General features: G+C 58.2%; 9 protein-coding genes and 3 pseudogenes. 5 read left to right on the top strand and 7 right to left on the bottom strand.

The annotated features are described in order from the left end of the window. Nucleotides 1-19 precede the first annotated feature (19 nt). The 3 genes and pseudogenes from B4968_RS00125 to cysQ all read right to left on the bottom strand — a co-directional run bounded on the left by B4968_RS00125 (nt 20) and on the right by cysQ (nt 2756). Complete coding sequence (locus B4968_RS00125) at nt 20-889, bottom strand: UTP--glucose-1-phosphate uridylyltransferase (protein ID WP_083095675.1); 870 nt, start codon at nt 887-889, stop codon at nt 20-22. Between the two features lie 268 nt (nt 890-1157). Further along, a pseudogene (locus tag B4968_RS00120) lies at nt 1158-1959 on the bottom strand (3-deoxy-manno-octulosonate cytidylyltransferase). Next, nucleotides 1959-2756: a 3'(2'),5'-bisphosphate nucleotidase CysQ gene (gene cysQ, locus B4968_RS00115; RefSeq protein WP_083095674.1), complete on the bottom strand. Its 798-nt coding sequence runs from the start codon at nt 2754-2756 to the stop codon at nt 1959-1961. The pseudogene B4968_RS00120 and the gene cysQ overlap by 1 nt, the downstream one beginning before the upstream one ends. Before the next feature lie 134 nt (nt 2757-2890). Between cysQ and B4968_RS00110 the strand changes: the two are divergent. Next, a pseudogene (locus B4968_RS00110) lies at nt 2891-3713 on the top strand (ABC transporter permease). Nucleotides 3714-3756: 43 nt separating this feature from the next. On the opposite strand, the gene B4968_RS00105 reads toward B4968_RS00110, so the two are convergent. Then, nucleotides 3757-4359 (bottom strand): alpha-ketoglutarate-dependent dioxygenase AlkB family protein, encoded by a 603-nt coding sequence (locus B4968_RS00105; RefSeq protein WP_083095672.1) that lies wholly within the window; start codon nt 4357-4359, stop codon nt 3757-3759. A 212-nt stretch (nt 4360-4571) separates the two neighbouring features. Here B4968_RS00105 and dnaK point away from each other — a divergent pair, with 212 nt between their 5' ends. The 3 genes from dnaK (at nt 4572) to radC (ending at nt 8635) form a co-directional block, all read left to right on the top strand. After that, nucleotides 4572-6497, top strand: a complete 1926-nt coding sequence (dnaK, locus tag B4968_RS00100; RefSeq protein ID WP_083095671.1) for a molecular chaperone DnaK — start codon at nt 4572-4574, stop codon at nt 6495-6497. Between the two features lie 70 nt (nt 6498-6567). After that, nucleotides 6568-7728, top strand: a complete 1161-nt coding sequence (dnaJ, locus tag B4968_RS00095; RefSeq protein ID WP_083095669.1) for a molecular chaperone DnaJ — start codon at nt 6568-6570, stop codon at nt 7726-7728. Nucleotides 7729-7852: 124 nt separating this feature from the next. After that, nucleotides 7853-8635, top strand: a complete 783-nt coding sequence (gene radC / locus B4968_RS00090) for a RadC family protein (RefSeq protein ID WP_083095667.1) — start codon at nt 7853-7855, stop codon at nt 8633-8635. Between the two features lie 195 nt (nt 8636-8830). On the opposite strand, the gene B4968_RS00085 is transcribed toward radC, so the two are convergent. From B4968_RS00085 to secA, 3 genes and pseudogenes are all read right to left on the bottom strand, one after another. Next, nucleotides 8831-10387, bottom strand: a complete 1557-nt coding sequence (locus B4968_RS00085) for a phosphate ABC transporter substrate-binding/OmpA family protein (protein ID WP_083095666.1) — start codon at nt 10385-10387, stop codon at nt 8831-8833. Nucleotides 10388-10411: 24 nt separating this feature from the next. Then, nucleotides 10412-11392 carry a hypothetical protein gene (locus tag B4968_RS00080; protein ID WP_083095664.1) on the bottom strand — a complete coding sequence of 327 codons (981 nt, stop codon included), beginning with the start codon at nt 11390-11392 and terminating at the stop codon, nt 10412-10414. A 285-nt stretch (nt 11393-11677) separates the two neighbouring features. Next, a pseudogene (secA, locus tag B4968_RS00075) lies at nt 11678-14379 on the bottom strand (preprotein translocase subunit SecA). Between the two features lie 178 nt (nt 14380-14557). Between secA and B4968_RS00070 the strand changes: the two are divergent. Further along, complete coding sequence (locus B4968_RS00070) at nt 14558-15409, top strand: peptidylprolyl isomerase (RefSeq protein WP_083095662.1); 852 nt, start codon at nt 14558-14560, stop codon at nt 15407-15409. Nucleotide 15410: the final 1 nt, after the last annotated feature.

The following is a 15410-nucleotide window of genomic DNA, read 5'->3' as shown; positions in this document are numbered from 1 at the left end:
GGCACAACCGTGGTCAAAATCACTCAGCTGCTTTATCGACCTGCGCCACTTTGGTTATGTAGCTCATCAAATCATCGCGCAGCTCCGGGCGGGACAGAGCAAAGGAGACGGTCGCCTGCAAAAAGCCCGCTTTGGAGCCGCAGTCAAACCGCTCGCCCTTAAACCTGTAGCCGCTGACCGGCACATCAGAGCCAATGTCCTGGGCAATAGCGTCGGTCAACTGGATCTCGCCGCCGGCGCCGGACTTGAGCTGTTGCAAATTGCGCAGCACCGAGGGCCCCAGAATATAGCGGCCGATCACCGCCAGATTGGAAGGCGCATCCACCGCTTTGGGCTTTTCCACCATGCCTTTGACCGAGACCACCGATCCCATGTCCTCTTTGATGTCCAGCACCCCGTAAGAGCTGGTTTTTTCCGGCGCCACCTCCATGGCCGCAACCATATTGCCGCCGATTTCCTCATAGGCCTCAACCATCTGTTTGAGGCAGGGTGTTTCTGCGGCAATGACATCATCGGGCAGGATCACGGCAAAGGGCTCGTTGGCAATAAGACGGCGGGCGCACCAGACCGCGTGACCCAGGCCCAGCGCGCGATGCTGGCGGATATAGGCGATGGCACCGCTTTCCATATTGGTGTCTTTCAGGATCTCCAAAAGATCGTCTTTGCCCTTTTTGCGCAACTCCTGCTCGAGCACAGGCGCGTGGTCAAAATAGTCCTCCAACGCCCCTTTGCCCCGCGATGTGACAAAGATAAATTCCTTGATGCCGGCAGCGCGCGCCTCGTCGATGGCGTATTGCACCAGCGGGCGGTCGACCAATGTCATAATTTCTTTTGGCACCGATTTGGTGGCTGGCAAGAAACGCGTGCCCAGACCGGCAACCGGAAAAATTGCTTTTTTCTCTTTTTACGCATGGTTTCTTCTCACTCATCTGCCCTAAAGGGCCTACATGTTTAAAATACAGAAGCATCGCCTTTAAACCGCCGATACTATTTTATGGCCTTCCAAACAAGCGTGCATTCCTCTGCGCTGCATCGCATGGTCGGGCTGTTTTCCTGCCAAGAACCATTGGGGCATCTTAAAACACTGCTTCATCACACAGCTCAACTCCCTTGCAGAAATGCTGGCTGCGACTGTATCACAAACGCTCAGTACCCGGCTATAAATCGCCCATTTTGACCATCATCGCCTCAATACGCTCCACATCTTCGGGGTTGTTCAGCTCCCAGAATTCGCGGCCCCGCGCCTCAACCTCGCCACAGAGGATCTTGTGGGCGTTCTCCAAAAAGCGCAGCTGTTCCAGCCCTTCGAGCTGTTCCAGTGGCCCGGTCGGCCAACTGGGGTAGGCTGCCAGCGCATCCGGCCGATAAGCATAGACGCCAACATGGTGAAACACCGGTGTCCTGTCTGCGCCTTCAAAACGTTCGGCGCAAAAGGGCACCACCTCTTTGGAGAAGTAGAGCCCGCTATGGTCGCTGCCAAAAACCGGCTGTGGTGCCGCCAACCCGGCCCGCCGCACGATCCGCCAGCAGACTGTTGAGCGTGTCGCCATCGCATTGCAGCACCGGTGTCGCCAGCCCCATGCTCGGCGCCGCACGCAGCCCCTTGACCAGATCCTCAATGAACCAATGCGGTGTTAGCGGCGCGTCGCCCTGCAAATTTACCACCACCTCATACTGGCCGCCCAGCGCCGCATGGGCCTCGGCGCAGCGCTCGGTGCCGTTGGCACAGCTTTCCGAGGTCATCACACCCTCGGCGCCGAACCCCTCTGCAGCCTGCCGGATCCGATCATCATCCGTGGCCACAACCACGCGGTCGACCCCCTGCACCGCACAGGCGGCCCGCCAGGAGCGCTCAATCAGGGTGCGTTTATCCCCGCCGGCGCCCGTGAGCTCTACCAGGGGCTTGCCGGGGTAACGGGTCGAGGCATAGCGGGCAGGAATGACAATCAGAACAGACATCAGGCTTCTTTCAGATCAACATCGGGAGCAGTGGCAATAAAGAAGGGGTTCGCATAACCTTCCTTGCCGTACATCAGCGGCTCGCGATCATCCAAACGGACCACTTTGCCGCCAGCACCGGAGAGAACCGCGTGACCTGCCGCCGTGTCCCATTCCATGGTGCGGCCAACACGGGGGTAAATATCCGCTTCACCAGTGGCCACCAGACAGAACTTTAGCGAGGAGCCCGCGCTTTTGCTGTCCTTGACGGCATATTTGCCAATGTAATCTTCGGTGGCCTGGTCCCGGTGTGATTTTGACGCCACCACCATCAGGGCCGCATTGTCGCTTTTTGCCACCCGGATCGGGCTTGTCGCGCCAATGACCTGCGGGTCGAACGCGCCAGTTTCTTCAACGGCCGAGCCATCTGCAAGGGTAAAGAACATCCGCTGTTTCGCGGGCGCATAGACCACATCACGGGTTGGCACGCCCTGCTCTACCAGCGCAATGTTCACGGTGAAATCGCCACGGCGGTGGATGAATTCCTTGGTGCCGTCCAGCGAATCAACGATCAGAAAGGTGTGGCCCTGCGCCTTGTGCGAATCGGACTGCTCTTCGGTCCCCAGCATCAGATCCGGAAAGGCGCTGCGCAAACCTGCCGAGATCAAGGCATCTGCCGCCTCATCCGCGGCCGTCACCGGGCTGTCGTCGGATTTTACCTTCACGTCAAAATCATCGGAATTGTATATTTCCATGATCTTGCTGCCCGCTTCGATCGCCAGACGGCGGATCACTGGAATAAGCTCTTCATAGGTCATCTGGCTGCTCTCCCCAAAAGGGTTAATTGAAAATTTCCTTCCGCACCCTTATGCTGGGTCGCAGTTGGATCATCAAGAAGTCCATTAGGGTATCGACCGGGTCTATCTGGCCCATAGCACGGATTGCAGGCAAAATGTTTCAGGTGCGCAAGCAGCAAACTTGGTTTTCCGGCGCCATCTCGCTTTCTGAGGTGGTGTTTCACTCCATCGTGCGCAGCGTGCGCTCAAAGCACAACAATGCCCTGATCGCGCTGGCGCTCAATATTATGCAAGCGGTGATGTTTGTTGCCGTGTTTTACGCGATGTTTTCGATTCTCGGCATGCGAGGCTCGGCGATCCGGGGTGATTTCCTGCTCTATGTGATGTCGGGCATCTTTCTGTTTCTGACCCACACAAAAACAGTGGGCGCCGTCGCCGGTGCCGAGGGCCCTGCAAGCCCGATGATGCAACATGCGCCGATGAATACGATGGTGGCTATTCTTTCTGCCGCGCTCGGGTCCCTCTATATCCAGACGGTCTCTCTCTTTCTCATTCTCTTTGTCTATCATGTGGCCTTTACCCCGCTGGAGATCGAGCAGCCCATTCAGGCCTACGGCATGATTCTGCTCTCCTGGGTCACAGGTGCCGCCGTTGGTCTGGTCTTTCTGGTGCTCAAACCCTGGGCCCCCGGCGTTGTCGGCATTCTCACCACCATCTATCAGCGCGCCAATATGGTCGCCTCGGGCAAGATGTTTCTCGCCAATTACCCTGCCCAGCTTTATGCTGGCGATGTTTGACTGGAACCCCTTGTTCCATTGCATCGATCAGGCGCGGGGATTTGTCTTTATCAATTACAACCCGCACTACAGCAACTGGCCATATGCCGCCTGGGTTGCGGTGGGGCTGGTGATGATCGGATTGATGGGCGATTTCTACACCCGTCGTCACGCCTCGATCAGCTGGAACGCGCGGCGCTAGCCTGTCGCTGCGCCTGCCCCCTCCGGGTTGGCACCTCCCCCTCTCAAGTCACCACCCGCAGGGTCAGATTGATACGTCCGCCCTTTGGCAACAGCCGGGACGAGCCGAACCGGATCCGGTCCAGCCCATGATAGTTGAGCCTTGCCTCACCGCCCATCACCCCCACATCGCCAGAGTTCAGCCAGATCGCATCGGTTTTGCCACCACGGCGCGCATCGCCCATGCGAAACATGCAATCATCGCCCAGGCTGATCGAGACCACGGGAAAAGAGAAGTCCGCCTCGTCCTTGTCCTGATGCAGGCCCATTTTGGCGTCCTGTCCATAATAGTTCAGCAGGCACGAGTCCGGCTGCCGCTCAAGCCCGGTAAGATCGCGCCAGATCGCCAGAATGGGGGCGGGAATAGCTGGCCAGCCTGTCCCTTTGGGATGGTTTTCGGCATAGCGATACCCGGTTTCATCGGCGAACCAGCCAAATTTCCCCGCCGAGGTCATGCGCACTGACATTTTTCCACCCCCCGGAACCGAAGGCGAAAACAGCGGCGCGGCGCGCAAGACAGGGCGCAAAGCCTCGACCAGCGCGCGCTGCGCCGCTGAATCAAGGTGGGATTTGTGGATCTGAAACCCGCGCAATCGCAGCACGCTCATGATGATTATTCCATTCTTAACCACATCCCGTGCAAAAAAGCGCTGTGAATCGCATTTAGCGATGCGTACTGACGCTTGCAGGGGCATATTCCGCTCCCTATATACGCCGTGCAGCAGTGAGGTGCAGACCCCACTGCAACAAAATCGGGGCCTGGATGCCAAAACGGGTTCAAGCCTCGGGTAATCGCCTTAGTAAGTTAAAGGGATCAAACATGAGCAAAGTTATCGGGATTGACCTCGGAACAACCAACTCTTGCATTGCCATCATGGATCCCTCGCAGCCACGGGTTATCGAAAACGCCGAAGGCGCGCGCACAACCCCATCGATCGTCGCCTTCACCGACGACGAACGTCTGGTTGGCCAGGCCGCCAAACGCCAGGCTGTGACAAACCCGGAAAACACCATTTTTGGTGTTAAGCGCCTTGTCGGCCGCCGGTTCAAGGATGCAGACCTCGCAAAAGACAAACAGAACCTGCCCTTCTCGCTGGTGAGCGGTGGCAATGGGGACGCATGGGTCGAAGCAAAAGGTGAGAAGTACTCTCCCTCGCAGCTTTCCGCTTTCATCCTTGGTAAGATGAAAGAAACCGCCGAGTCCTACCTCGGCGAAGATGTGACCCAGGCCGTGATCACCGTGCCTGCCTATTTCAACGACGCCCAGCGTCAGGCCACCAGAGACGCCGGCAAAATCGCCGGTCTCGAAGTGTTGCGCATCATCAACGAGCCAACAGCCGCGGCGCTGGCCTATGGTCTCGACAAAGAGGAGACCCAGACCATCGCGGTATATGACCTTGGTGGTGGTACTTTCGATGTGACCATCCTGGAAATCGACGACGGTCTGTTCGAGGTCAAATCGACCAACGGCGACACCTTCCTGGGTGGCGAAGACTTTGACATGCGCATCGTCAACTACCTGGCGGCCGAGTTCAAAAAAGAGCACGGCGTTGATCTGACCAAAGACAAGATGGCTCTGCAGCGTCTGAAAGAAGCCGCTGAAAAAGCCAAAATCGAGCTCTCCTCTTCGAGCCAGACCGAAATCAACCAGCCGTTCATCTCGATGGACCCCTCTTCGGGCCAGCCGCTGCACATGGTTATGAAACTGACCCGTGCCAAGCTGGAAAGCCTGGTCAACGATCTGATCAAAGCCTCGATGAAGCCCTGTGCTGCCGCTCTGAAAGACGCTGGCATCTCGGCCTCTGACATCGACGAAGTGGTTCTGGTTGGTGGTATGACCCGCATGCCGCGCGTCATCGAAGAAGTGACCAAATTCTTTGGCAAAGAGCCCCACAAGGGTGTGAACCCTGACGAAGTGGTTGCCATGGGTGCTGCCATTCAGGCCGGCGTTCTGCAGGGCGACGTCAAAGACGTTGTTTTGCTCGATGTTACGCCTCTGTCGCTGGGTATCGAAACCCTGGGCGGTGTCTTCACCCGTCTGATCGACCGCAACACCACCATCCCGACCAAAAAGTCGCAGGTGTTCTCGACCGCCGAAGACAACCAGAACGCAGTGACCATCCGGGTGTTCCAGGGTGAGCGCGAAATGGCCTCAGACAACAAGATGCTGGGTCAGTTCAACCTCGAAGATATCCCACCGGCGCCCCGTGGCCTGCCGCAGATCGAAGTCACCTTTGACATCGACGCAAACGGCATAGTCTCGGTTTCGGCCAAGGACAAAGGCACCGGCAAAGAGCAGGTCATCACCATTCAAGCCTCTGGTGGTCTGTCGGATGCCGACATCGAACAGATGGTCAAGGATGCAGAAGACAACGCCGAGGCCGATAAAGAGCGTCGCGAGCTGATCGAAGCGCGGAACCAGGCCGAAAGCCTGATCCACTCGACCGAAAAGCACGTCGAAGAGCATGGCGACAAGGTGGATCCTTCCACTGTCGAAGCCATCGAACTGGCTCTGGCCGCTCTGCGGGACGACCTCGAAAGCGAAAAAGCAACTGCCGAGAAGATCAAGGCAGGCATCCAGAACGTTACCGAAGCCGCAATGCGTCTGGGTGAAGCGATCTACAAGGCCGCTCAGGAAGAGGCGGGTGATGAGCCTACCGCTGCAGACGAAGATGCGGGCGGCGGCGATGATGACATCGTTGATGCCGAATTCGAAGACTGGACGGCGCCAATCGCTAAGGTCTGAACTCTTGGCGGCGGCGGGCCGGTCCGACCACGGACCGGCTCGTTGTCGTTAAGGCAGCAGAGGTAAACCGATGTCGAAACGCGACTATTACGACGTTCTCGGTGTGGCCAAAGGCGCCACAGCAGAGGAAATCAAAAAGGGCTTTCGGGCGAAGGCCAAAGAACTGCATCCTGACCGCAACAGCGATAACCCAAACGCTGAAGCGCAGTTCAAAGAGGCCAACGAGGCCCATGAGATTCTAAAGGACCCGGAAAAAAAGGCAGCTTATGACCGCTTTGGTCATGCCGCCTTTGAAGGCGGTATGGGCGGCGGTGGACGTGGCCAGGGCGGCGGCGGTGGCAACGGAGAATTCTCCTCTGCCTTCTCCGATGTCTTTGACGATCTCTTTGGCGACTTTATGGGCGGCCGTGGTCAGGCAGGCGGCGGCGGGCGGCAACGCGCCTCGCGCGGTGCTGATCTGCGCTACAATCTGCGGGTCTCGCTGGAAGAGGCCTATTCCGGGCTGCACAAGACCATCAAGGTGCCCACCTCGGTCTCCTGTACCTCCTGCGAGGGATCGGGCGCCGAAGGCGGGGTCGAACCCACCACCTGCCCGACCTGTTCAGGTATGGGCAAGGTCCGGGCGCAGCAGGGCTTCTTTACTGTTGAGCGCACCTGCCCGACCTGTTCGGGCCTGGGGCAAATCATCAAGAACCCCTGTAAAACCTGCCATGGTCATGGCCGGGTTGAAAAGGACCGCTCGCTGTCGGTGAATATTCCGGCGGGCGTAGAAACCGGCACCCGTATTCGCCTCGCAGGCGAAGGTGAAGCCGGCATGCGCGGTGGCCCTCCGGGTGATCTCTACATCTTTGTTGAGGTCACAGCCCATGATCTGTTCGAGCGCGACGGCAACAATCTCTATTGTCGCGTGCCTGTATCCATGGCCAAGGCCGCTTTGGGGGGCGCCATTGAGGTGCCGACCATCGACGGTGGCCGTGGCCGGGTGCAGATCCCCGAAGGCAGCCAGTCCGGTCGCCAGATGCGTCTGCGCAGCAAGGGCATGCCTGCCCTGCGTGGCGGTGGCGTTGGGGATATGTTCATCGAACTGGCGGTGGAAACACCCGTCAACCTGACGATCCGGCAAAAAGAAATCCTGCGCGAATTCGAGGACCTCTCCGAGGACACCACAAACCCCGAATCCCGCAGCTTCTTTTCCTCGGTCAAAGGCTTCTGGGATGGCATGAAGGGCTGACCCTTTTTCAAGCCAACCAAAAGACCAGCACAAAAAGCGCCCCTGCGGGGGCGTTTTTCTTTTGTGCGTCGACAATTCGCTCCTAGCCTTCTCCTCCACACCCAAAGACCAATGAGAGGCGCGGATGGCACAGGACGAGGCAGGCACTGGCACGACCTCTCTGCCGCTGTTCCCTGACGCGGATCTGGAGCCACAGGCACCGCCGCCTCACAGCCCAGTGACCAGAGGCAAGCTGCCCTCCTATATCAAGGACCACCGCAGCCGCCTGCGCCAGCGGTTTCGCGACGGCGGTGCAGCCGCGATCCCCGACTACGAGCTGCTGGAACTTGTGCTGTTTCGTTCTCTGCCACGCCAGGACGTCAAACCTCTTGCGCATCAATTGCTGAAACAGTTCGGGGATTTCAGCCGGGTGGTCAGTGCCCGCCCGGAACGTCTTGTCCAGGTGAAAGGCGTCGGTGAGGCGCTGGTCACCGACCTCAAAATCCTGGAGGCCGCCGCCCAGCGCATGGCCCGCGCCAAGGTGATGCAACGACAGGTGATTTCCAGCTGGGACGCCCTGCTCGACTATTGCCACACCGTGATGGCGCATCGCACGATCGAACACTTTCGTGTGCTGTTTCTGGACCGCAAAAATTGCCTGATCGCTGACGAGGAACAGGCCCGTGGCACTGTGGATCATGTGCCCGTCTACCCGCGCGAGGTGGCCAAACGTGCCTTAGATCTCAACGCCAGTGCCGTCATTTTGGTCCACAACCACCCTTCAGGTGATCCCTCGCCCTCGCAGAGTGATATCGAGATGACCGAGCGGGTCAATCAGGCGCTCACCCCCTTGGGAATTACCTTGCATGACCATCTGATCATCGGCAGCGCGACCGAACTCAGCTTTCGCTCCCAGGGTTTGCTTTAGCCCCATTGGCTGGCCAAACAGACCCCGCGCCGCGTAAGCGGCGCGCTCGGCCCAAGGCGCTTTGGATCATCTTGGATGATGCCAAAAGCCGCGGGAGCCATTTGGTGCGGATTTCATTTGGAGCGGATTTGTTGGGTGCGACATGTCGCAACAGATCCTCCAGCCACCCCTTGAAAGCCCCAGAATGCCCCTCCCTTAGCGCACCCAGACCTCGACACGGCGATTGACTTGCCGACCCCAGGCACTGTCATCACAGGCCATGGGCAGGGCCTCGCCAAAGGCTTCGACCTGCAGCTCAACCCGCTCAACACTCACGGTCTCTGCCGTGCTCAGCACTTTGTCCCGCACGCTTTTGGCGCGCTTCAATGCGATCTTCTGGTTGCCAGAAGCTACCCCCTGTCCATCTGAAAAACCCACAAACTTCAGAACTTTGCCATCGTACAACCCGGTTTCAAGGGCACGCGCCAACTGCTCGATATTGCTTCTGGATTGCGCATCGGGCCGGGCAGAGCCCGTTTCAAACCGAAAGGACGTGCTCAGACGCCGAAACCCCGAGAGCGTATGCGCCAAACGCTGTAGTTCCCCCAGGGGCACCTCTGGTCCAGCCGCCAGGATGGCATTGGTCAGCCGGTCGCCCTGGGCATTCATCGAAATCCTTTCCGGGGCCTGATCGACAAACCCAGCCCGCCGGATCACAATCTGCGCCCCGGGTCCGCGCACATAGGCCAGAAAATCCCGTGCCACCTTCGCCAGTCGGCGCTCGGGCAGATACAGAAACATCGGAGAGGTCAGCGGATAATCCTCGGTCTTGATCGTACGACGGTTGGCGCGCAGCATAAACCCACAGGTCCCGGTCAGAGCCAGCATCCGCGTCGTTCCGGTATTCGAAAAACTGGTAATACCAATGGCAAAAGGATCCGTCGCCACCCGCCGCACCAGAGCCGTGCCACGATCATAGTAGCGCAGATCCTGAGAAAACTGCTTGCCCGAGGCCGCCAGAACCCGATCCTCAAATGCCTGCGTCAGCCCCGCCCCTGGCGCTGACATATGCAGCGATATTGGCGCATCCGGCCCACCAAGCGCCTGCCAGTTTTTGATTTCACCTGAAAAGACTTTGGCAAGACTGGGAAGCGAGATGCGGGTGACTGGATTCGCGGGCGATACCACCGGCACCAGAGCGTCCAGCGCCACAATTCTGCTGCGTGAGGCAGCCGTCATGTCTCCCAGACCTGCCTCGCGGGCCATCTTTTGCTCGGCGGCGCGAATTTCGCGCTGCGCCATGACAATATCGGCCTCCTGCGCAATGAGATCCGTGAACCCATCGTCCGTCGTGCTGATCAAAAAAGAAAACCGCGCCGCCGGGCGCCCTTCGGCGCGCAGCAAAGTATATTCAAAATTCCCACCTGGCAGCGAATCACGGCGTGTTTTGAAACCGTTTCGCAGGGCAAACCCCTCGATCAGGGCAGGCAGCAGCACCTCGTCCAATATGGACGACCCCGAAAGCGTGACCTCGGCCACAAAATAAGACAGGCTGGGGCAGCCGGGTCCCTCGCAGCTCACACCAGAGCCATCCAGGGTCAGTTCGCCAAATTTGTTTTCAACCCGGTAGAACTCACCGTCGAACCCCAAAAGGTTGCCCGTTATTTCAACCGCCCCATCCGGAGACGACAGGGTAACATCCTGCGCCTGCACCAAATTTGGAGCTACAAAAAGAAGGAGTGCGGCGCACACGGCCGCACGAAAATTGATCATGAAAATTCCTGAATTAGCCGCAGATCACTTGGCCGTGATTTTCAGGTGTTCTACCAGATTATTCAACACAAGAAAGTCACCCGTCGCCGTGCAATCGGGCATCTCGAGGACCAAATCTCTGGTTTGTACCCGCCCTTGCGAAAACCGCAGGCTTTGTGCGGCTATTTCGCGACCACAATTGATCTCGGTGACTTCGGCCTCGACGCTGATTTCAATAACCCCGTCCGCCGCCGCTGTGTCCCGCCGGAAGCTGTAGACCTCTGCCAACCGCGGCGACAATTGCGCGCGATCGCCTAATTGAATCATCTCTCCCGCGCCACGCGCCGGGTCAGCGCCGTGCCAGACATGGCCGCGCTCGCCGTATTGCGCGCCAAATTCACGGGCATGCACCTCAAATCCGCTGTTGCCGCTCCACTGCAGCACAACCCGGTCGACCTGCGCCATATCCGGCACTGCGACCTGAACCACCGCACCACCGGCCGGCGCAGTACGAAGGCGTAGCGCTTTTGGCACCATGGTGGGCTCAATAATAAAGATGGCAGAGCTGGCAAGCGCTGGCACCGTGAGCGAAAGTGATCCGCTGTCCTCAAGGGTTTCGGTGACCATCATGCCCTGATGATGCAAGGTTACGCGCTCCCCGGCGCGACAGCGCGCCAGAATTGTCAAAGCAACCATGGCTCCTGGCAGGGCTTTGGCGCTGGCCTGCATGCGACAGGCCGTACCGGCAGAGGTAGTGGCAGAAGCCTGATCCTGTGTCTGATTCTGGGCCGCAACATCGCTCTCGCCCCCGCCAACCGGAGGGAGTTCTTGCCGCGAGGTCAGGGTGATTTTCTCAATCTCCAGCTGTGATGCAAGCGCAGGATCCGAAGGCATCCGCTGTTGCGCACTGATCTGAGCCAGGCCTGTTGCAGAGTCGCCAACTGCGGCAGGCTGCATCAGAAATCCAATTCCCAAGGCGCAGGCCGCGGTGGCCGCGCCTATCAAAACCGTGCGTTTATCCAGCATTTTACACTCCAAACCTAAACTCAGAACCTGACGTGGGACTTTGGACATAACACAGGGCAAAGGAGGCCAGTTTATGACCTCCAGCGGATGAGATTCAGGCAACTCATCGCAATTCTACAGACTCCGGCAGATCGGTATGCCATCACAGTCTGCATGCTGCTGTGAGGCTAGACCAAAATAATTAACCCCAGCCAAAGGCCGGGGTCAATTTTGAATAGTTTTTGCTGTGGCCTGATTTTTACCGGAGCTAGGTCTTTACCGGGACCATTTTACTGCCCCAAAGGATCAATTCAGGCGGCCGTGGCAATGCTTGAACTTTTTGCCAGACCCGCAGGGGCATTTGTCGTTGCGCGAAGGATTTCCCCAGGTTTGCGGATCATCTTCGACAAATCCGGGTGCTGCGTCCTCGGGATTCGCCTTTGCTGGCGACTCTCCCAGAGCCATCTGCTGCATGGCCAGCTGACGTGCGGCCATTTCCGACAGCATCTTTTGCTGCTCTTCGTCGGTCATTGGACGCACCCGGCTCAACTGCGTGGTCACATCTTCGCGCAGAGTGTCCAACATGGTCTCAAACAGCTGGAAGCTTTCGTTTTTATACTCGTTCAGCGGATCACGCTGCGCATAGCCGCGAAAGCCCACAACCGAGCGCAGGTGCTCCAGCGTCAGCAGATGCTCGCGCCATTTGGCGTCGATGGCCTGAAGCAGGACCTGCTTTTCGATATTGCGCATGCTTTCCGGGCCAAAGGCTTCGGTCTTCTCCGCCATCATCTGGTCGCTGGCCTCAGACAGGCGCTCGGCCATCTGCTCGTCATCGACGCCTTCTTCGGCGGCCCAGTCCGCAACCGGCGCATCCATGCTCAGTTTTTCCAGCACGGCAGCATGCAGACCCTCGACGTCCCACTGTTCGGCATAGGTTTTAGGCGGCATATAGGTGTCGATCAGCTCGTCGATCACCTCGTGACGCATATCGCCCACAATCTCCGACAGATCTGCAGCGGCCATGATCTCGCGACGCTGACCAAAGATCACCTTACGCTGGTCATTCATCACATCGTCAAACTTCAGCACGTTTTTACGCATGTCAAAGTTACGGCCCTCGACCTTGGCCTGGGCGCGTTCAAGCGACTTGTTCACCCAGGGGTGAACAAGTCGCTTCGCCTTCCTTCATACCAAGGCTCGACAGAACCTTATCGAGCCGTTCAGAGCCGAAAATCCGCATCAGGTCGTCTTCGAGGCTGAGATAGAAACAGGTGCGGCCCGGATCCCCCTGACGACCGGAACGACCGCGCAGCTGGTTATCAATACGGCGGCTTTCGTGGCGTTCAGAGGCCATAACGCAGAGGCCACCGGCCTCGATGACCTTCTTCTTTTCTTCCGCGTGCTTGGCCTCTTCGGCGGTGCGAAGCGCAACCGGATCGGCCTCCGGGTTTGCCTCAAGCGCGGCCATGACGATCATCTCGACATTGCCACCCAGCTGAATATGGGTGCCGCGACCCGCCATATTGGTGGCAATCGTGACCGCTTCATAGCGACCGGCATCCGCAACGATCTGGGCTTCTTGTTCGTGATGACGGGCGTTCAGCACGTTGTGCTTGATCCCTTCGTGCTCCAGCAGTTGGCTCAGCAGTTCGGATTTCTCGATTCGATGTGGTGCCCAGAAGCACCGGCTGCCCCTTGGCATGGGCAATCTTGGTCTCCTCGATCATGGCCTGATATTTTTCCATCGCGGTGCGATAGACCCGGTCATCTTCGTCCACCCGCGCGATGGGGCGGTTGGTCGGAACCTCGACCACGCCAAGGCCGTAGATTTCGGAAAACTCTTCGGCCTCTGTCAGCGCGGTGCCGGTCATGCCGGACAGGCGGTCATACAGACGGAAGTAGTTCTGGAAGGTCACCGAGGCCAATGTGGTGTTTTCCGGCTGGATCGTGACCTCTTCTTTGGCCTCAATCGCCTGATGCAGACCTTCGGACAGGCGCCGTCCTGCCATCATACGGCCGGTGAATTCGTCGATCAGCACCACTTCGCCGTCGCGCACGATATAGTCTTTGTCGCGCTGAAACAGCTTATGCGCCCGCAGCGCCTGATTCACGTGGTGCACCACGGTGGTGCTTTCGGGATCGTAAAGCGATGCATCCTCTGTGAGCAGACCATGTTCGATCAGCTTTTGCTCAAGGAAATCATTGCCCTCTTCGGTAAAGGTGACACCGCGGGTTTTTTCGTCAATCTCGTAGTGCACATCGGACAGGAAGGGAATCATCTTGTCGATCGAGGTATAGAGCTCGGAGCGATCCTCGGCCGGACCAGAAATGATCAGCGGCGTGCGGGCCTCGTCGATCAGGATCGAGTCGACCTCATCCACGATGGCAAAGTTGTGCTGCAGCTGGAACACCTGATCCAGCGAGGACTTCATGTTGTCGCGCAGATAGTCAAAGCCAAGCTCGTTGTTGGTGGCATAGGTGACATCGCTTTTGTAGGCGGCCATCTTTTCGTCATCGGGCTGCCCCGACCAGATCACCCCGGTGGTCATGCCCAGAGCTTCAAAAACCTTGCTCATCCATTCGGCGTCGCGTTTGGCGAGGTATTCGTTCACCGTCACTACATGCACGCCCTTGCCGGTCAGCGCATTGAGATAGGCCGGGAAGGTCGCCACAAGGGTCTTACCCTCGCCGGTCTTCATCTCGGAGATGTTACCCTGATGCAGGAAGATCCCGCCCATCAGCTGGGTGTCAAAGGCCCGCAGACCCAGCGCCCGGCGCGCCGCTTCGCGCACATTGGCAAAGGCCTCGGGCAGCAGGGCATCCAGTTTCTCGCCATCCAGCGCCCGCTTGCGCAGCTCTTCTGTCTTTGCCTTGAGACCCTCGTCGCTGAGTTTCTCGACCGTCTCTTCGAGCCCGTTGATCTGTGCAACCAGCGGCCGTGTCGCCTTGATTAAACGGTCATTCGGTGTCCCGAAAACCTTTTTGGCGAGTGTTCCGATACCCAGCATGTGTTCTCCAACGATCCTCTTATTGGCCTTCGTGTCAGGCAGGCTTGCCCGTCGTGGTCGCAACCCATAAACAATGGGGGAAACGACGGTTCTGCCTCGGGCCTCTTTGGGATGTAAGGGGCAGGAAAATAAGTGTCAACGCCGCGCCTCTTTGCGGCCAGGGAATAGGAAGAATTCAATGCGTAAAGGTCTCACTTTTTTGCAAGGTGCTGCAATGACCGTTTTTCTGGCTTTGCCGTTGCCTGTATTGGCTGCGCCCCATGCCAACACGGTGATCGCAACCGTGAATGGTGAGGAGATCACGCTGGGTCACATGATCATGGCCCGCGATGGCCTGCCCGAACAGTATAAGAAACTGCCGGACGATGTGCTCTATAATGCGATCCTGGATCAGCTGATGCAGCAGACCGCCCTAAAGCAAGAGTTGCATGGCGGCGTGCCTCACTATGTGAAACTGGCCATCGAGAACGAAGAACGCGCGCTTCTTGCGGCCAGTGTTATCGAAAAAGTGATGCAGGCCGCCACTGACGAAGAAACCCTGCGTCAGGCCTATGAGGACAAATACTCAGATGGCGATGGCAGCGACGAGTTTAACGCCGCGCATATTCTGGTTGAAACCGAAGAAGACGCCCTTGAGATCAAGTCCGAACTGGATACCGGTGCCGATTTCACCATCATGGCCAAAGAACGTTCAACCGGACCCTCCGGACCCAACGGCGGCGATCTGGGCTGGTTCACCCGTGGCCGCATGGTGCCCGAATTTGAAGAAGCTGTGCTCTATCTGCGGGCCGGCGAGATTTCTGATCCCGTGGAAACCCAGTTTGGCTGGCACCTGATTCTGCTGAAAGAGCGTCGTAAAACGGCTGCTCCTGCCTTTGAAGATGTACGCGATGCGCTGACCAAAGAGCTGCAGGACGCCGCGGTTGAGTCCCGCGTCAGCAGCCTTACGGCCTCTGCCATTATCGAGCGCCCCGAGGTCGAAGGGCTTGATCCAGCCATGTTGCGCGACCTCAGTATGGTGAGGAACTAAG

The sequence above is a fragment of the Pseudophaeobacter leonis genome (genome assembly GCF_002087335.1).
Classification (GTDB): domain Bacteria; phylum Pseudomonadota; class Alphaproteobacteria; order Rhodobacterales; family Rhodobacteraceae; genus Pseudophaeobacter; species Pseudophaeobacter leonis.
Note: the sequence above shows the minus strand (reverse complement) of the source record. Positions and strands in the feature narration are given on the sequence as shown.